Origin of the sequence: Halalkalicoccus sp. CGA53 (assembly GCF_036429475.1) — an archaeon.
Taxonomy (GTDB): Archaea; Halobacteriota; Halobacteria; order Halobacteriales; family Halalkalicoccaceae; genus Natronorarus; species Natronorarus salvus.
Window position 1 is genome coordinate 2,573,682 of the sequence record NZ_CP144125.1, and the last position, 16,966, is coordinate 2,590,647.

Annotated in this window: 16 protein-coding genes; 9 read left to right on the forward strand and 7 right to left on the reverse strand. The window is 68.5% G+C overall.

What is annotated here, in order from left to right; genetic code table 11:
* Window positions 1–54: 54 nt before the first annotated feature.
* Window positions 55–201 carry a hypothetical protein gene (locus V2L32_RS14990; RefSeq protein WP_331233285.1) on the forward strand — a complete coding sequence of 49 codons (147 nt, stop codon included), beginning with the start codon at window positions 55–57 and terminating at the stop codon, window positions 199–201.
* A 65-nt stretch (window positions 202–266) separates the two neighbouring features.
* Here V2L32_RS14990 and V2L32_RS14995 read toward each other — a convergent pair whose 3' ends face one another.
* Window positions 267–1,058: a hypothetical protein gene (locus V2L32_RS14995; protein WP_331233286.1), complete on the reverse strand. Its 792-nt coding sequence runs from the start codon at window positions 1,056–1,058 to the stop codon at window positions 267–269.
* A 437-nt stretch (window positions 1,059–1,495) separates the two neighbouring features.
* Here V2L32_RS14995 and gvpA point away from each other — a divergent pair, with 437 nt between their 5' ends.
* The 3 genes from gvpA (at window position 1,496) to V2L32_RS15010 (ending at window position 3,170) form a co-directional block, all read left to right on the forward strand.
* Window positions 1,496–1,756: a gas vesicle protein GvpA gene (gvpA, locus tag V2L32_RS15000; RefSeq protein WP_331233287.1), complete on the forward strand. Its 261-nt coding sequence runs from the start codon at window positions 1,496–1,498 to the stop codon at window positions 1,754–1,756.
* A 124-nt stretch (window positions 1,757–1,880) separates the two neighbouring features.
* Window positions 1,881–2,111 (forward strand): hypothetical protein, encoded by a 231-nt coding sequence (locus V2L32_RS15005; RefSeq protein WP_331233288.1) that lies wholly within the window; start codon window positions 1,881–1,883, stop codon window positions 2,109–2,111.
* 60 nt (window positions 2,112–2,171) lie between these two features.
* On the forward strand, window positions 2,172–3,170 hold the full coding sequence (locus V2L32_RS15010; RefSeq protein ID WP_331233289.1) for a GNAT family N-acetyltransferase: 999 nt from the start codon (window positions 2,172–2,174) through the stop codon (window positions 3,168–3,170).
* Here the strand turns inward: V2L32_RS15010 and V2L32_RS15015 are convergent.
* On the reverse strand, window positions 3,167–4,756 hold the full coding sequence (locus V2L32_RS15015) for a hypothetical protein (RefSeq protein ID WP_331233290.1): 1,590 nt from the start codon (window positions 4,754–4,756) through the stop codon (window positions 3,167–3,169). The two genes, V2L32_RS15010 and V2L32_RS15015, sit on opposite strands and share 4 nt — an antisense overlap.
* A gap of 123 nt (window positions 4,757–4,879) precedes the next feature.
* Window positions 4,880–6,661 carry a glutamine--fructose-6-phosphate transaminase (isomerizing) gene (gene glmS, locus V2L32_RS15020; protein ID WP_331233291.1) on the reverse strand — a complete coding sequence of 594 codons (1,782 nt, stop codon included), beginning with the start codon at window positions 6,659–6,661 and terminating at the stop codon, window positions 4,880–4,882.
* 278 nt (window positions 6,662–6,939) lie between these two features.
* On the opposite strand from glmS, the gene V2L32_RS15025 reads away from it, so the two are divergent.
* Entirely contained in the window at window positions 6,940–7,716 is a 777-nt protein-coding gene (locus V2L32_RS15025) for a hypothetical protein (protein ID WP_331233292.1), read from the forward strand.
* 650 nt (window positions 7,717–8,366) lie between these two features.
* Window positions 8,367–9,677: a polysaccharide deacetylase family protein gene (locus V2L32_RS15030; RefSeq protein WP_331233293.1), complete on the forward strand. Its 1,311-nt coding sequence runs from the start codon at window positions 8,367–8,369 to the stop codon at window positions 9,675–9,677.
* 8 nt (window positions 9,678–9,685) lie between these two features.
* Here the strand turns inward: V2L32_RS15030 and V2L32_RS15035 are convergent, their stop codons facing one another.
* The gene (locus V2L32_RS15035) at window positions 9,686–9,916 is read right to left on the reverse strand and encodes a hypothetical protein (protein WP_331233294.1); all 231 of its coding nucleotides are present in this window, start codon (window positions 9,914–9,916) and stop codon (window positions 9,686–9,688) included.
* Between the two features lie 317 nt (window positions 9,917–10,233).
* On the opposite strand from V2L32_RS15035, the gene V2L32_RS15040 reads away from it, so the two are divergent.
* A complete protein-coding gene (locus tag V2L32_RS15040) occupies window positions 10,234–12,147 on the forward strand; it encodes a hypothetical protein (RefSeq protein WP_331233295.1) in 1,914 nt (637 codons plus the stop codon).
* A 109-nt stretch (window positions 12,148–12,256) separates the two neighbouring features.
* Here V2L32_RS15040 and V2L32_RS15045 read toward each other — a convergent pair whose 3' ends face one another.
* On the reverse strand, window positions 12,257–13,630 hold the full coding sequence (locus V2L32_RS15045; RefSeq protein WP_331233296.1) for a nucleotide sugar dehydrogenase: 1,374 nt from the start codon (window positions 13,628–13,630) through the stop codon (window positions 12,257–12,259).
* A gap of 355 nt (window positions 13,631–13,985) precedes the next feature.
* On the opposite strand from V2L32_RS15045, the gene V2L32_RS15050 reads away from it, so the two are divergent.
* Entirely contained in the window at window positions 13,986–14,459 is a 474-nt protein-coding gene (locus tag V2L32_RS15050; RefSeq protein WP_331233298.1) for an ArsR/SmtB family transcription factor, read from the forward strand.
* A 279-nt stretch (window positions 14,460–14,738) separates the two neighbouring features.
* Here the strand turns inward: V2L32_RS15050 and V2L32_RS15055 are convergent, their stop codons facing one another.
* Window positions 14,739–15,725 (reverse strand): DUF1616 domain-containing protein, encoded by a 987-nt coding sequence (locus V2L32_RS15055; RefSeq protein WP_331233299.1) that lies wholly within the window; start codon window positions 15,723–15,725, stop codon window positions 14,739–14,741.
* 246 nt (window positions 15,726–15,971) lie between these two features.
* Entirely contained in the window at window positions 15,972–16,418 is a 447-nt protein-coding gene (locus V2L32_RS15060; protein WP_331233300.1) for a hypothetical protein, read from the reverse strand.
* A 248-nt stretch (window positions 16,419–16,666) separates the two neighbouring features.
* On the opposite strand from V2L32_RS15060, the gene V2L32_RS15065 reads away from it, so the two are divergent.
* Window positions 16,667–16,954 (forward strand): PadR family transcriptional regulator, encoded by a 288-nt coding sequence (locus tag V2L32_RS15065; protein WP_331233301.1) that lies wholly within the window; start codon window positions 16,667–16,669, stop codon window positions 16,952–16,954.
* Window positions 16,955–16,966 lie beyond the last annotated feature (12 nt).

Genomic DNA, 16,966 nt, shown 5'->3' on the forward strand with positions numbered 1-16,966 from the left:
TCCGATGGCCGGACGAACGCTCGGTTATTGCCCATCGGCGACCAGTAGTATCGTGTGCACAGGAACATCAGGCTCCGGGATCGGTGGGGCTATCGGACCGTCGTCTGTCGGGAGTGTGGCTGTCGGGTCACGCAGTCGACCCCGTTTCGGATGCAGATGTCGATCATCTACTGCGACCGCTGTGGCGTGCGGATGCACTGAGGGACCTCCCGATCGGCGACGGGACACGCGCCGCGCCCGAGGACGCCGAGGACCGTCCCGACCGATCACTTCGTGTACGCGCTCTCGAAGCGTCGACCGTAGATCCGCCGCGGGTTCCTCGCTCGCGAGTAGCGCACCTGCGCGGGGACCGTCGACACCCGTGTCGAGACCGAGGTGGGGAGCGGACCGTTCGGAAGCGTCGAGACCGCCGTTGGGTTTCGCGACGCCGGCCGTCGACTCCCTCCACCGAACGCCTGCCGGTTGTGTTCGTACAGGAGCCGTATCGCGTCGTGTGCGTCGAGCACGGCCGGTCGAACCGCCTCGACGGTGTCCTCGACGGCCCGCTGAACCGTCTCCTGGAGCTCCTCTCCACCCGATCCGGGATCCGGATCGTCGCCCCCGGCGGTCCGATCCGTGTCCTCGGAGCCGTCGCCGCCGCTCCCGCCGGTGAGGTCGTCGACCTCGGCTCTCAGTTCGCGTAGCTCCGTCAAGAGCCGCTCCAGATCGACGGCCTCCCAGAGCTCCCGCAGCTCGATCGCGTCCTTCATCCCGAGGAGGTCTCGCACGTCTACCGACTCCCCGCTGACGACCTTTCCAGGGACCTCGCTCGAACTCAGCAGTTCGATCAACACGTCCGAGTCGACGACGTCCGGAACCTCCCGTAGGTCGACGCTCTCGAGGAGGTCCTCGATCTCCTCGACGACGTCCCAGATCTCCTCGACGATCGCGGCCGCCCCCTCGTCGTCCGTGTTCTCCACGACGGCGGTTTTGAGCTGTTCCACACCGTCGACGACCTCGGGGAGTCGGTCCGCTACGCGTGTGCTGGTCGACCGATCTCCGGTTCGCACGTCACTCATCTCTCCACCCCTCCGACCCCGGACTCCCTCGGACGCCGATCGCCGGCGTGTTCCGTCTCCAGCACGTCGGCGACGTCGCTCTGTCTGTCGGTTACACCTGTCTTACCCATCTCGTTCGTGTCCCCTCGCGGTTCGTGGACGCCTTCGGCCGACACACGTCGGTCCGACGGCCACTGCCCACTCCCCGTCGGGACAGTGTACGCTCTCTGAGAGCAACTAGGTAGCGGTTGCGCCGGTGGTCGATCCGCAGTGGTGGGGAACTCCACGGTCGACCGGTCCCCGGATCGGCGTTCGTTCGACCGTCGATCCGGACGTATCGGTGCCGTACGGGGACGCGGCTGGAACGCGGAGGCGGTCCGCGGTTTCGAACGCGGTGCTTGCGGACGCCTGCGACGGGGTAACGTCGAACAACGTGGAAGGGATCTCGAGGTGAAGAGATGAGTCAAACACGACCGAACACGTCGAGTCTCGCCGAGGTACTGGACAGGATCCTCGACAAGGGTGTCGTCATCGACCTCTGGGTGCGGGTCTCGCTGGTCGGCATCGAGATCCTCACGATCGAGGCACGGGTCGTCATCGCCTCCGTCGACACGTTCCTGCACTACGCGAAGGAGATCTCGAAGCTCGAACACGCGATCGAGGAGGGCGACTACGAGTCCCTAGAGGAGATCGAGCTCGAAGCGAGACCGTCCGGCTGATCGACGTCCCGTTTCGACTTCGATCGGGGGAACCGCGTGCCGAAATACCCGAACCCCGACACAGTGAACGGACACCGACACGGGATGGAAGACGATCTCGCTCGACGACGGTACGTACGATCGGATGAAGGCCGCACAGGAGGAGGGTGAGAGCGCCTCCGACGTCGTCCGGTGGAGCCCCGGCGTCCACCCCGAGGACTACTGGAGTTCTCGACGCCGAGAGCGCGGACGCACTCTCCGAGGCCGTCGAGGAGGGGCAACGCGTCACGAGCGCGACTACGAGGACCGGGTCGAGCGGATCGGCGGCGTTGAGGTCCGGGGCTACCGAGACGGTCTTCCGCTCGGACCGCACTGACCCGTCGTCCCTCCGGGTAAGGCCCGGATAACAAACCCACGTTCGGGGGAGAGTGAGGTGATGGACGTCGAACGCGTCGACATGGCGGAGTGGAGGCGGCTGCTCCCGGATCGGGGGGTCGAGGTGTTTCACACGCCCGCGGCGCTCTCGGTCGTCGAGGAGTACGCGACCGGCGAGTTGCAGCTGCTGGCGGCGAGAAGGGGCGAGCAGCCGGTCGGCCTCTTCGCGGCAGTCGTCCGCGAGACGCCGCTCGGGAGCGCCGTCCTCTCGCCTCCACCGGGGCTGGGGATCCCGCGTCTCGGACCGGTGCTCACGCCGACGAGCCCGAAACAGCGAAAGCGAGAGCGAGCGGCAGAGCGCTTCGCCGAGGGCGTGATCGAGCACTTCGGCGTCGACTCGCCGCGGACGCTCTTTCGCGTCCACTGCACTCCCGAGTATCCCGACCCGCGGCCGTTCGCCTGGGCGGGCTTCGACGTCGGCCACGCGTTCACCTACGCGCTCGACGTGACAGCTCCACTGGAGGATATACGGGCCGGGTTCAGCAAGAGCCTTCGACGGGAGATCGACGACGCCGACGACCTCGGGATCGAGGTCACTCGAGAGGCTGGGGAGGTCGCCCGGGCGATCTACGAGGACACCGCCGCCCGGTACGAGGCGCGAGGGGACACGCTCGCGCTCGGGTGGGAGTACGTCCGGGACCTCCTCTCCGCCCTCGGGGACCGTGCTCGCGTCTACGTCGCCCGCACGCCCGAGGGGGCGTACCTGGGCGGGATCACCGTCCTCTACGGGCCTGACCGGGCGTACTTCTGGCAGGGGGGCGTCGCCGAGAGCTACGAGGGCACGGGCGTGAACGGGTCGATCCACTGGCGGATCGTAGCGGACCTGGCGACCGATCCCGAACTCGAGGGTGTCGAGACGTACGACCTCGTCGGCGCGAACACCCGCCGGCTCTGTCGGTACAAGGCGAAGTTCTCCGCACCGCTCGTCGCCTACCCCACCGTCGAGTCGAACGGGGTGGCGATGGCACTCGCGAAGCGGACGTACGGACTCGTCTCCTAGTACCGCCACCAGAACACGAGGAGACCGGCGACGAGCGCGCCGAGTGCCACACCGACGACGAGCGGCGAGGTCCCCTCGCCCTCGTCGAGCGGGCCGACCTCGACCGTCGAGTCCTCGGGCGGCTCGCCGGTCACCTCCACCTCGGCGCTCTGGCCCTCGACCTCGATCGTGTGCGTGCCGGGCACGTCGATCCGCTGGGTGAACGTCACGAGCTCGCGTCCCTCCTCCTCGACGGTCACCTCCCGTTCGTCGACCACCTGGTCGAACACGTACAGGGATACCGAGCCGGTCCCCGCGACCGGGCCGGTGTTCTCCACCGTCGCGCGCACCTCGACGCTCTCCCCGGCCTCGATCGTCGTGCGATCCAGTTCGATATCGGTCGCCGAGAGGGCGGGATCGTGGGTGGCGACCGCCACGGTCGACGCTCCGTCTTCGACGCTCGCCTCGAAGAGATAGCGCTCGCCTGTCTCGCCCGCGAGCTCCGCCTCGGTCGCCCCCCAGCCGTCGGCGTCGTCGTAGAGGACGACCGACTCCGGATCCGCCGCGTCGAGTGCGGACCGGTCGACGCTGAAGCGCACCCGCACGTCCCCGATCCCGCCGGACTCCTCCTCGATCGCGAGGTACGCGTAGCTCTCGACGCCGTCGCGCTCCGCCGGCGAGTCGTCGAGGGGGGACTCCTCGACCGTTTCGAGGCTCACCCGTGCGTCGAGACCCGGCTGGGAGACGAACAGCCGCTCGAACTCGATCGGCTCGCGGGGCACGCTCGGGATCGCCGCGTCCTCGATCACCGGGCCGTTCGGCGCAGCCGGGGGCCGCAGCGCCACGTCGCCGCTCCCATCGATCGAGCCGGTGATCGCCCCGTCGGACCGCTCGTAGCTCACCGACGGCCCCGCACAGCTCCCCGACCTGACGACGAACGGCTCCGAGAGCGAGGCGAGCGCGATACGCTCGGGGCTCTCGAGGCTCCCCGAGAGGACGTGGATCGCACCGACCTCGCCCTCCCACTCGGCGTACGTCTCCTGCTCCTCGCCGTAGGCCGGGTCGATCGTGATCTCGAAGCGGTCGTCGAGCCCGCCGGTGTAGACGCCGCCGTCGGTCCGTCCGTCCTCCCAGAACCAGGAGACCTCCGTCCAGACGTCGCCGTGGACCCAGACGTCGTCGTAGCCGACGTCGTCGTCCTTCACGACCCACTCGCCCTCGGCGGGCAGGCCGACGATGTCGTAGGTCGTCACGCCGCCTTCCGTCCCGCCGCCGAGGCGGTCGTGGACGATCACGAGGCTCAGCCCCTCCGGCCCCTCGTGGAGGAAGATCGTGCTCACGTCGTCGCGCTGGAGGTCGACGGTGCCGTGTGAGCTGTAGTCGTAGTCCTCGTCGTGGGTCTGGTGGCTGCGGTAGTCGTAACGCTCCTCGGCGCTCACGTCGGAGGAGAGCGGCGTGATCGCCTGACACTGCTCGCCCTGCTCGACGACGTAGCCCTCCTGCTGAGCGGCGGCGGGCCCGATCCCCAGCGACGCGCCGGCGCCCACGAGGCTCGCGACGACCACGACCGCGAGGACGACCGTGCCGCCCGCCTGGACGCGCGTCATCGACGACCCGACCTACCGCGTCGGTGGCCCGGTGTGGCCTCCGGAGTTCCTTCGTACGCCATACTCGGGAGCTACCGTCGACCCGGCATAGTTATCCATCGACTACCCCCCGGAACGGCCCGCCTACTCGACGGTGACGCTCTTCGCGAGGTTCCTGGGTTTGTCGATCGGCCGGCCGAGTAAGTCCGCAGCGTGATACGAGACGAGCTGGAGCTGGACGTTCGCGAGCAGTCCCGCGAGGTCGGGGTGTGTCCGCGGGATGACGAGCACGTCGTCGACGCGCCCTTCGATCCGGCCGTCAGAGGGGGCGGCGACGGCGACGACCGACGCGCCCCGGGTGCGGGCCTCCTCGACGTTGTTGAGCAGCTTCTCGTCCTGTCGACCCGTGAAGACCGCGAAGACGACCGTCGACGGCGTCACCAGCGCGAGCGGGCCGTGTTTCAGCTCGCCCGCGGCGAACCCCTCGGCGTGCTCGTAGGAGATCTCCTTCATCTTCAGCGCGCCCTCGAGCGCGACAGGGTAGCCGAGCCCCCGCCCGATGAACAGGAACCGGTCGCCGGTGCGGTATCGCTCCGCGATGCGCCGGCTCGTCGAGGTGTCGAGGATCCACTGGACCTGCTCCGGCAGCGCCTCGATCGCCTCCGTGTAGGACGATCGCTCGCCGGGCTCGTCGGCGAGCCCCTCGACGATCGAGAGCAGCGCCAGGATCTGCGAGGAGAACGTCTTCGTCGCGGCGACGCCGATCTCGGGGCCAGCGCGGATGAACACCGTGTCGTCACAGACCCTCGCGGCACTGCTCCCGACGACGTTCGTCACCGCGAGGGTGCGTGCGCCGGCCGCCCGTGCGCTCTCGATCGCGGTGAGCGTGTCGGCGGTCTCCCCGCTCTGGGTCACGGCGATCACGAGCGTGTTCTCGGTCACCGGCGGCAGGCGTACGGGGTACTCGGACGCGAGCAGTGCCTGCGCCGGGATCCCCCGCGCGTTCAGCAGGTACGCCCCGTAGAGCGAGGCGTGAAACGACGTCCCACAGGCGACGAGCTGGACGTTCTCGACGTCCGAGGCACAGGGTCCGCCGTCGGCACGAAGCGCCCGCTGGCTCGACAGCGCCTGTCTGAGGGCGGTCGGCTGCTCGTGGATCTCCTTCAGCATGTAGTGGGCGAAGCCGTCCTTCTTCACGTCCTCGGGTCTCCAGGTGACCCGCCGACGCTCGGCCTCCAGGGGAGCTCCCTCCGAGTCGGTGAGGCGGTACCCCGACTCCGTGACGACAGCGACGGTGCCGTCGTCGAGGAAGACCACCCGGTCGGTGAACTCGAGGAACGCGGGGACGTCGCTCGCGAGGTAGGTGACCCCGTCGCCGACGCCGAGGACCAGCGGCGATCCCTGGCGCGCGGCGAAGACGGCGTCGTGACCCCGTGCGATCATCGCGACGGCGTAGCTCCCCCGGAGTCGGGAGACGGCGCTCCGGAACGCGGCTTCGATCGGCTCGCCCGCGGCCAGTCCCTCCTCGATCAGGTGGGGCAGCACCTCGGTATCGGTCTCGCTCGTGAACCGGTGATCCCGCTCGCGGAGTTCCGAACGCAACGAATCGTAGTTCTCGATGATCCCGTTGTGGACGACCGCGACCTCACCGCGACAGTCGGTGTGCGGGTGGGCGTTCGCGTCGCTCGGCGGCCCGTGCGTGCTCCAGCGGGTGTGTCCGATCCCGACGACACCCTCCCGCCTCGTCCCCGAGGTCGCCTCGACGAGGCGCTCGACCGCTCCCTCGGCCTTCACCACGTCGAGTCGTCCGTCGCCCCCCACCGCGAGCCCCGCCGAGTCGTAGCCGCGGTACTCGAGGTTCCGGAGCCCATCGAGCAGCTCCTCTGTCGTGGCGCCCTCGCCGACCCGGGCGATGATCCCACACATCAGCCGCTCCCCTCCGTTCGCGCCTTGACCGTCGCGGATCGCCGCACTCGTGTCGCCTCGGCGTGGACCTCGGCAGTGTGCACACGGCTCATGGGGTCGGTTCTCCGAGGCCGGGCGTTGTTATGCGTCCGTTACACCCGGACGGCCGTCGAGGGTCGCGCTCGGCGCTCTCGGAGTACCGTCCGGACCGTGCTAGTCGGTAGGTTAGCGCATCTGGCTCGCTCGACCGCTCCCGATAGGCACAGGATTACTTCGGTCGCTGGGGTACTCTCGCTCCCATGGCGGAAACCGACCTCTCCCCGCGGGCGGTCTGTCCCCTCTCCGTCGCGTGTCGACTGGGGGGCGAACGGTGGCGCCGATCGCGCGATCGGCGCTCGCTCGTCGAGTTCGTCTCGGAGAACCCCGACGTCGATCTCGACTCGCTCGACGGACTCTCGACGATCTCCGTCACGGACGGCGACGCCGACCCCGGGGAGGTCCTCGAGACGGTCCGGGCGATCGCATCGGCGGGACTGCTCCCGCTCACCTACGACGACGACCGGTTCGAGGGACTGAACAGGCTCGTCGCGTGGCTCCTCTCGGCCGGTCACGTCGAGTCCTCCTCGCACGTCCCGTACTTCGAGATCCACCACGGGATGGACTACGAGCGCCTCGACCGCGCGTTCGTCCGGATCGGCCACGGCTACGAGCGCGCCGAAGCGACCTCGAACGGGTCGTCGGTGGTCCGCCCGCGAGAGGCGGCGTCGGCGCTCGGCCGCGTGTTCCTCACCCTCGGGGTGCCGGAGGGACCCCATTCCTCCGCACGTCGGCTCCCACCGTATCTGGAGCGCTGTCCGCCCCCGCTCCGCACGACGTTCGCACACGTCTACCTGAACAACCGCGGGCGGGAACGAGAGGGCGCGATAGAGGTCGTCGAAGAGGGTCCCGAGGACTACCGACGGGCGCTCGCCGCGCTGTTCGGCGAGGTCTGTGACGCGCCGGTGAGCGTCGTCGACGACCGGATCGTCCTCTCGCCGATCGCCGTCGGCCGACTCCGGGGCCGGCTCCCGTCCTGATCCGACGCGTACGCCGAGGTCCGGGACGGGGATTTCTCGACGCCAGTGACCATCTACCGGCCTCGATGACCGTTCCGAACGGTTACCGGTTCGGCCCCTATAAAAGTTCAATAGATTGATCGGAACGGGGAGATTACAACAGTATGGGTGTCATCGGTTCGCCTCCATGATCAGCCGAAACCGCGCCCCGTCGTCGCATTTCTTTCCCTCTCTCCCGGTGCGGTGCCAACGTCAGACACACGTCAGACGAGTGGTTACCGAACTGTCACCTTTGGGCGGAGGTCGATCCCACGGACGTCCGCGAACTCCGTCATCTCTCCGCTTCGGTCGGTTCGTCTAGGGATACGTCGGGCCTCACGAACGCGTTCGCACCGGCGGAGAGCGCGGCACCCTCGCCGAATAGCCCGTCGCGATCACCGCTTCGACGACGGGTCTGTCGTTTGATACCACAGGTCGTTCGTCGATCGCTCTGGGCGGTCGTACCCCGCACCTACCCGGTCCCGGCTGTCGGTTCGTTCGCGCCGCTCCGCGGAGGTGCCGGCCAGCTAAAGCCGTCATTTGTCGGACAGGGGGTGGATAACAATACGACGCGCACGCCACTGTCGCGTTGATCGACTCAGTGCTGCACGCAGCGGCACGGGAGACACCACATGCCTACGACGAACGTACACCGACGCACACTCCTCGCCGCAGTCGCCCTCGGTCTCGCGGGCTGCGCGGACCTGGGGGGCGACGACGGGGAGGAGGAACCGGAGCCGGACGACGAGCGATCGGACGACGAGAGCGACGACGAAGAGGAGGACGTCGACACGGAGGAGTCGGAGACGGACCAGGAGGACGAGGTCGAAAGTGGGGGCGAGGACGCCCCCCTGATCGACTTCCGTGACCTAGAGCAGTGGGAGCTGATGGCCGGCGAGCTGATGCCGGATCGCGAGCACTACGTGACCGGCGAGCTCTCGGCGAACCTCAACGTGGACAGCGGGACCGAGTGGGCCCGTCTCGAACGGCAGGGACTCGGCCTGGACATGACCGGGTCGATGCCGAACGTCGTCTGTACGATCGAGGCGCCCGACTCGATGGACCAGGCGATCGACGTCCTCTTAGAGGATACGGGCGGAAACCGGATGCGCCTCCGCGCGCGGATCCGCGACACCGCGGAGGACGCGCCGTTTCGCTCGTACGACCTCGGGATCAACGACTGGAACGAAGAGGGGTCGGTCGACCGCACCGCGATCGACTCGCTGCGCATCCAGTCGCAGTTCAACGGTGGGGAGTCCGGTCGCGTCTGGGTCGACTCGATCGACCTCCAGCCCCTGCCGGAGACGCCGCTGATCATGATCCAGTGGGACGACGGTTTCGAGTCACAGTACACCGAGGCGCTCCCGATCCAGGAGGACTACGACATCCCCTCGAACACGTTCATCAACACGGTCAACGTCGGGAGCAACGGTCGGCTCACGCTCGACCAGCTGGGGGAGCTACAGGACGCCGGCTGGGAGGTGAGCAGCCACATGATGCGCCACGACAGCTTACTCGACCTCGGCCCCGAGGAGCAGGAGGTCCAGATCCGCTCCGCACAGGAGTGGCTCGTCGGCAACGGCTTCGAGACCGGGGCAGACTACTTTGCGTACACCTACGGCGAGTACGACCGTTCGGGCTACGAGCTCGTCACGGAGTACCACTCGCTCGCGATGATCGGTGGCGAGCCCTCCTACGGGATGCCGACCAACCGCGGCCACGTCGGTCGTTCCGGCGAGCGGACGTTCGAGGAGGCGCGCGCGTACGTCGATACGCTCGTCGAGTGGGGCGGGATCGGCGCGCTGTTCTGGCACCGGATCCCCGACGAGACGCCGCACAACGAGTTCGAGAGCATCATGAACTACATCGACGGCCGACGCGACGACGGCGAGCTAGAGGTCATCACCCTCTCGCAGCTCGACGAGCTGATGGGCGAGGACTGACCGACGCCTCACTCTCTCGCTTCGTCCTCGAACGCCTCGATCCCGGGGAGCTCCGCGACGCCGGGGTGCTCGCCGACGTACTCCGCGTCGGCGACGCTCTCTCGGAACGCCTCCACCGTCGGATACTCCCGGATAGTGAGCACGCGACCCTCCTCGACGGCGAAGACGATCTCCTCGACGTCCCCGTCCCGGTAGTGGTCGGCCTTCTCGGGCGACGGAGCCCCGTCATCGGTTCCCATACCACTTTCTCGCACGCTACCCAGTTAGTTTTTCCCCTTCCCCTCCCCGAGAGTTGCCATTGTCACCCTCCGAGGACAGATACGCCGGCGACAGGTCGTCTCCGCTCGTCCCCCGTTCCTCCCCGGCTCCCGTCAGCCCTGCGCTGATTCTCCCCCAGATACACGTAACGATAGACATGAGCGGGCGGCGGTGGGTTCAACGGAAGATACACAACCGCTCGCTAGGAAATAAAACGATCTAACGTTTATCGGTTAGATAGAAAACAAACAGTCAGAAAGTCGGAAGATTCATACGGTGACCTCTCAACGGTAGCTCCATGGGTCGCAACAGAGAGGGCACCCAGCAGCAGAGGTACCGTACGCGGTCGAACAACTCCGACGACAGCGGTCTGGTAGGTCGCCGGTCGTACCTGATGATGGCGGGGGCGGCGGCCGCCGCCGTCCTCGGTCCGAGCGGCACCGCGAGCGCGGACTCGGACGACGAGCACCCGGGCTTCGAGTTCGGGACGACGCTCGACGCCGTCGACGACCTCGGCCTCGATCCCTCGGGCGACGACGGGATCGCGGGCGGCGTCGAGGACGCACTCGACGACGGCGTCGTCATCGAGTTCCCCGACGGCGAGTATAGAGTAGAGGGGTCGATCCGCTCGGACGACTCGCACGCGGGGGTCCGCGGCGCGGGCGACGTCACGTTCGTGATGGACTCGGGCGTCGACGAACTGCTCCGCGCGGACGGCGAGAACTTCCTGTTCGAGGGCATCGACGTCGACCAGTCCTCGGACGGGTCCTGCGCCCGGCTCCGGATGAACGGCTGTACGAACTCGGTGATCCGGGACGTCCACGTCTTCGGAACGGGCGACGCCCAGACGCACAGCCACTACCTCCAGCCGGGCGATCCGGAGGAGGACGGCGTCTCGATCGTCGAGAACTACCGCAACACCGCGGGCAGCATACTCGGCACCTACCGCGACGGCGAGGGTGGGTGTTCGATCCGGCGGGATCACGTCGGGACGGTCTACCTGCGAAACTGCCACTTCCAGGAGATGTCGAACAACGCCGTCTACGCGAGCCGGACGCCCGGAGCCGTTCGCGTCGAGGGCGGGACGTTCGTGAACAACGCGATCTCGGGCGTGCGCATCTCGAACGAGGGTTCCTACGTCGAGGGCGCGACGTTCGTCATCGACTACGACCGGCTCGAGAACAACGACAGCGGCCCGGGCAACAGCACGCGCGCGATCCGCTTCGAGTCGGGCTCGGACTTCGACTTCGACGGCGCGGCGGCGAGGAACTGCGACGTCTTCGTCCTGAACGGCCAGACGAAGGCGGCGGTCGACAGCCACCGCTCGGGCGGCGCACACACGATCGAGAACTGCCGGTTCCAGATCGAGGAGGACGGCACGCCGGCGATCCTGGCCGAGGAGTCGGAGGACCCGCCGCACGACGACATCGAGATGACGATCCGCGGCTGTCACTTCACCGGCGAGGGCGACGGCGCGACCGCGATCGACATCAACGGCGACGGCCGCGACGGCTCGGTCGTCGAGGACTGCTGTATCCAGCTCCCGAACGGCGACGGCGTCGACGTCGACGACGCCAGCGTCAGCGTTCGGAACACGAACATCAACGTCGGCGGCGCGGAGATCGACGACGGCGGCTCGGTCAGCACGGAGGGGATCACCACCGACGAGGCGTGTCAGATGCCGAGCACCGACGACGAACCCGGCGGCGGTGGCGACGAGGACACCGAGGACGACAGGGAAGAGGGAGACGACCGAGACGTCCTCCAGTTCGACGGCGAGACCGACGCGTGGGGGGACTACGCGGTCGAGGTCGGCGACGAGATCAAGCCCGACGACGACGCCTCGGAGTACGGTCAGGACTACGAGGTCGTCGACGACGGTCTCGTCGTCGGAGAGGTCCGGGGCGGCGTCGACGGCTTCCGGGTCACAGGCGGTATCGAAGCGCTGGAGGTCTGGGGCGACGACGAGCCGACCGTCCTGCTCAACGGCACCGAGATCGATCCCGACGAGTACCCCGATACCGGTGTGGCCGACGAGAACGGGGCCGCGGGAGGAGGCGACGACGGCGATACGACGGAGGACACCGAGGAGTCCGACTCGTTTCTGACCTCCGGCCAGGACGACGGACCGTCGGGTGCAGGCGGCGACGACCGGCCGCGGGGCCCGTACCTGAGGACCGACCGGGTCGAGTCGCGCGAGAACCAGTGCTGATACTGTCGGCTGTACGTCGTGACGGATTCTCGCCGCCACGGGGTCGGGAGAACCTTCACACAGTCACAGCCGACAGTACGAGCCGGCACGGACGGCACGACCGTCCGTCTCAGCTCCACCCGCGGCCGATCGTGTAGACGCGGTGGCCGGTCCCGTCGAGCGCGAGCGCGTCCCGGCCGTCGACGACGAGCAGCTCGTCGAAGGCGCCCCAGTCGATCGTCTCGAACTCCGCGTGCGCCGTGACGAGCACCGCGGCGTCCAGATCGTGGGCGTGGAGCTCCTCGACCGTGACGCGCTCGCCGTGGAACCCGCTCGCTTCGGCCCGTCCCAGCACCGGATCGACGGTGAGAACCCTCGCCCCCCGCTCGGCCAGCAGCCGGGCGATCGGCCGGGCCGGGGTCGCCCGCGTCTCCGCGATCCCGGGCCGGTAGGTCAGCCCGAGGACGGCGACGGTCGTTCCGGGGAGCGACCGTCCCTCAGCCACGATCGCCTTCGAGAGCGTCTCGACCACCCGCTTCGGCATCCCGTCGTTGACCGACCGGGCGGTCCGGAGCAGGCGGCCGAGCTCTCCGCCGTTCCCGTCGAGCAGGAAGTAGGGGTAGTAGGGGATACAGTGGCCGCCGACGCCGGGACCGGGGGTGTGGATGTCACAGAACGGCTGCGTGTTCGCTACGGCGATCGCCTCTCGCGCGTCGACGCCGAGGCGATCGCCGTAGCCCGCAAGCTCGTTCGCGAGCGCGATGTTGACGTCGCGGTAGACCCCCTCGAACACCTTCACCGCCTCCGCGACCCGCGCGCTCGAGACGCGGATTACCTCGTTGTCCGTGATCTCGCCGTAGACGAGCGCCGCGGCGCGCGCGCTCTCCTCGTCGACCCCGCCGACGACCTTCGGGTACGCCCCGCGGATGTCGGCGAGCGCGCGCCCACTCTGGGTGCGCTCGGGACAGAACCCGAGACCGAACTCGCCGCGCGAGAGTCCGCTCTCGGCTTCGAGCAGGGGGAGTGCGTCGTCCCGGCAGGTCAGCGGCGGGACCGTGGACTCGACGACGACGAGATCCCCACGGCGCAGGCCGCTCGCGACCGCCGAGAGGGTCGTCTCGAGGGCCGAGAGGTCCGGGGCGTTCTCGCGCGTGAGGAGCGTCGGAACGACGACCACGTGGACAACTGCCTCCCGCGCGGCGACGGCTGGATCGCCGACCGCCGAGAGCGCGCCCCTCTCGACGGTTCGCTCGACCAGGTCGTCGAGCCCGGGCTCGTGGTCGACGTGGCTCCGGCCGGCGTTCGTCGCGGCGACCACGGCCGGGTCGACGTCGACGCCGATCACCGACCGGCAGACGTCGGCGAAGACCGCGGCGAGCGGTAGCCCCATCTTCCCCAACCCGTACACCCCGACGGGGACCCGCCCGGCGAGGAACGCCCGTCGCTGTTCGTCCGGGCCCTCGTCGCTTCCGTACAACCGCGTGACACTCGTCGTTTCGCTCATGGCTCTCCGCCGGCGACCGGCCGCCGGTTCGTCCGGAGGTCGGCCCCGAACGGGTTTGTTATTCCACCGTTTCCCGGGGTCGGTCGCCACCGTCTGAGCCGTCTCGACCCGCCGCTGGTGCGTTAACGGCCGGTTAGTGGCGGTGCCTGCGTCCCCTCTCTCCCACGGACCCACCACGCGGGGGACTCGGTGGAGGGTCGTCCGGTACGTCCGGGTGAACGTCGGTAGCTTCCCTATTACTTTTATATGATCTGACGTGCAAGTGACTAGAGCCGTCGGATCGCGTCGACCGGTGGGGACGTCCGGGTGGGCGACCGCACCGTGTCGAGGGAACCGACGACCGGGGTTCACGCACATGGGACAGGACTCGGTGGACGGGGGGACGAGGAACAGGGGGGTCTCGACCGACTGCGCGAGGCTCTTCGACGTGCTCGGTAACGCGTGTAGCCGCCGGATCCTCACCGCGGGGAGGGAGCGGTGGGTGAGCGTCGACGACCTCCTCGAGGTCTGTGAGGCCTCCCAGACGACGATATACCGCCGCGTGAACGACCTCATCGAGCTGAACCTCATAGAGGAGTCGGTCCGGTTCACCGACGACGGCCAGCGCCAGCGGACGTTCCGGACGAGCGTCACCGCCATCTCGCTCTCGCTCGGACCGAACGGGTTCGAGGCGCGGGTCTCCTCGAGTCCCGACGCGTCGGCGTTCGACGAGCTGCTGCTCGACGAGGCGACCCTCGACGACCTCGAGATAACGCTGAGCGGACGCGACGTCCGCTTCAGGGTCACGGCCAACGGCCGCGAGAACCACTCCCCGACCGATCGACGGTGATACTGACGGCTGGAACTGCGTAACGGTTCTCGCTACCACGGGTGGCGATACTCTCGGACGACGTACAGCCGACCGTACGACTACCCGACATCGAATCCCGCCTTCTCCCGCCGCCCCTGGGCGACGAGCAACAGGACGACCACGAATCCGAAGAGCAGCCAGAGCGCGAACGCGAGTGCGACGAACGACATGGTTGGTCCGGTCCGGCCCGGTCGAGTCGAGATAGAACCCCCGACAGCAATGGTATGACGCCGTTGACGGGCGATGACGGGCGAGTAGCTACCCCTCGCCGTCGCTCCCGTCGCCCTCGGGGACGACGTCCACCCAGAGGTAGAGCTCGCGGTACGGCTCGTCGCTGCCCTCGATCGAGAGGGTGTAGTAGAGTCTGAGCCGCTCGCCGGTCATCTCCGGGGCGACGTCGTGTTCGATCGTGGTCGACTCGCCGTGTGAGAGGACGAGTCGCAGCTCGGCGAGGCGCTCGCGCTCGAGCACCGTCACCTCGCCCCCGTCGCTCTCGACCCGTTGGATCTCGACGTCGACCTCGTACCCGAGCGGCCGCCGCTCGTGGTTCTCGACGCCGAGAAGCAGCGTCTCCGGCTCGCCCTCGACGAGTTCGGCCGGGTACTCGCCGGCGACCGGTCCATCCGGTCCGTCGGTGAGGAGGTAGAACTCGGTGAACCGTTCGCCGTCGTTCGGGACCGCGACCGCGAACCCGAGCGTCGTCACCGCGAGCAGCATCGAGAGGACGAGCAGCACCGAGAGCGGGTTCTCCCGCGCAGCGGCGAGCCCGTCGGTCGCCCCGCGGAGCCACCGTCCGACCGGGAGGTCGTAGCACTCCTCTCGGGGGAGCCGGAGCCGGCGGAGCAGTCCGGCCAGCAGCGCCGCGAGGACGAACGCGTCGATCGCGTACAGCACGGTCGTCGTCGTGAGCGGCGCGGCGACCGCCACGGTGAGCACCAGCACGAGCATCGGCACCACCGCGAGGCTGGTCGCGAACGAGAGCGCAAGCCGCTCCGCGTGGCCCAGCCCGCCCGCCTCCCTCCCTCGCGGGGCGACGAGCGTGAGCAGTGCGTAGCCCGGGAGGACCAGCGCGAGAACGAGCCCGAACCAGACCGAGAGCGGGTCGAGACCCGCCAGGACCGCCCCGTTTCCGGCGGCGAGGAGGAGGCCGAGCACCGGAATATCCCTCGGAACCCGCCCGGCAACCCCGCTCACGGCTCCGGTCGGGAGTCGGTTCGGCTCTCGCTCCTCGCGGCTGCCGGACATCGTCCCCACTCCGCAGAGTGTGCGGTTCGTTATTGTGCGTCTACCGCCGTCGAGCGAGTGAGATCTCGCCGACCCACCGATAGCGTCCACATACTAAGCTACGGGCGCGGCGTACGGTGTGCGGGAGTCGGCGATCCACCAGCCTGTGGCGGTGGCGTTCGATCCGACACCGTCAGATCCCAGTCGTCTGGCCGTGGAACCGGGTTCCCGTCCGACTCCCTCCCCGCTTTTTCCCGACCGCTCGCGCTATCGGTGACCCTCGGGGTCGTCCGGGGCGCTGAGGCCGACGTGCTGCGGGCCGATGTCGGGCCGGCTGAGCAGCCGGTTCAGCTCCTGTTCCGGCGGGCGCTGGTAGGCGGAGCCCAGCAGATGTTTCACCGTGGTCCGGCTCACGTACGGGATCGACGCGGTGATCGTCTCCAGGCCGTCGCCGCCGTCGAGGTAGCGCGCTCTCACGTACTCGCGGACGGCCTCGGAGCCACAGAGTCGCTCGGTGAGCGTGATCTCGTGGACGCGTGAGTGGTGGATCGCGAGCCCCTCGTCGGTCCGGAAGAGCGCCGCACACGTCGGACAGCGGTAGCGCGTCCGGCCCTCCTCCAGCTCCACTCGCTCTAGGTACTCGTACACGGGGACGTCCTCGTCGATCGGGAAGGGGCACGCTCCCGGGAGACGAGAGGGGTTTTCCTCGGGCATACTCGGCCGTTCCCTCACGGGCGGCGGGCAAAAGTACTCGTTGCCTAGGCACGCGACCGGGCGGGGTCGGCCCGCTCACGACCCTCGCTCGCGGCCGTACGGTCGGTTCGGGATACGGAGTCGACTGCCCTCTCCCGGTAGGCCGACCGATTTCGGGCGGTCGTTTTCACGGGCTGAGACGACGCGTCCTCTCCCCAGATACGGCAACTAACCAACACTACTAACCCCTCGGGAGCCGTACCTACACTATGGACGACCTGACGGGCTTCCAGCGCGACCTCATGTACGTCATCTGTGGGAGCGGCGAGCCCCACGGACTCGCGATCAAGGGCGAGCTGGAGGACTACTACAGCACCGAGATCCACCACGGCCGGCTCTACCCGAACCTCGACGCGCTCGTTCACAAGGGGCTCGTCGAGAAGGGCCAGCGCGACCGGCGGACGAACTACTACCGACTGACCGAACGGGGAGAGCGCGAGGTCGCCGCCCGTCGTGAGTGGGAGAACCAGTACCTCACCGGAGAGCTGACCGCCTGATCGTTCGTAGGG

Coding starts and splice junctions, on each gene's coding strand:
- V2L32_RS14995 (WP_331233286.1), bottom strand. CDS start 1,058: ATGAGTGACGTGCGAACCGGAGATCGGTCGACCAGCACACGCGTAGCG.
- gvpA (WP_331233287.1), top strand. CDS start 1,496: ATGAGTCAAACACGACCGAACACGTCGAGTCTCGCCGAGGTACTGGAC.
- V2L32_RS15005 (WP_331233288.1), top strand. CDS start 1,881: ATGAAGGCCGCACAGGAGGAGGGTGAGAGCGCCTCCGACGTCGTCCGG.
- V2L32_RS15010 (WP_331233289.1), top strand. CDS start 2,172: ATGGACGTCGAACGCGTCGACATGGCGGAGTGGAGGCGGCTGCTCCCG.
- V2L32_RS15015 (WP_331233290.1), bottom strand. CDS start 4,756: ATGACGCGCGTCCAGGCGGGCGGCACGGTCGTCCTCGCGGTCGTGGTC.
- glmS (WP_331233291.1), bottom strand. CDS start 6,661: ATGTGTGGGATCATCGCCCGGGTCGGCGAGGGCGCCACGACAGAGGAG.
- V2L32_RS15025 (WP_331233292.1), top strand. CDS start 6,940: ATGGCGGAAACCGACCTCTCCCCGCGGGCGGTCTGTCCCCTCTCCGTC.
- V2L32_RS15030 (WP_331233293.1), top strand. CDS start 8,367: ATGCCTACGACGAACGTACACCGACGCACACTCCTCGCCGCAGTCGCC.
- V2L32_RS15035 (WP_331233294.1), bottom strand. CDS start 9,916: ATGGGAACCGATGACGGGGCTCCGTCGCCCGAGAAGGCCGACCACTAC.
- V2L32_RS15040 (WP_331233295.1), top strand. CDS start 10,234: ATGGGTCGCAACAGAGAGGGCACCCAGCAGCAGAGGTACCGTACGCGG.
- V2L32_RS15045 (WP_331233296.1), bottom strand. CDS start 13,630: ATGAGCGAAACGACGAGTGTCACGCGGTTGTACGGAAGCGACGAGGGC.
- V2L32_RS15050 (WP_331233298.1), top strand. CDS start 13,986: ATGGGACAGGACTCGGTGGACGGGGGGACGAGGAACAGGGGGGTCTCG.
- V2L32_RS15055 (WP_331233299.1), bottom strand. CDS start 15,725: ATGTCCGGCAGCCGCGAGGAGCGAGAGCCGAACCGACTCCCGACCGGA.
- V2L32_RS15060 (WP_331233300.1), bottom strand. CDS start 16,418: ATGCCCGAGGAAAACCCCTCTCGTCTCCCGGGAGCGTGCCCCTTCCCG.
- V2L32_RS15065 (WP_331233301.1), top strand. CDS start 16,667: ATGGACGACCTGACGGGCTTCCAGCGCGACCTCATGTACGTCATCTGT.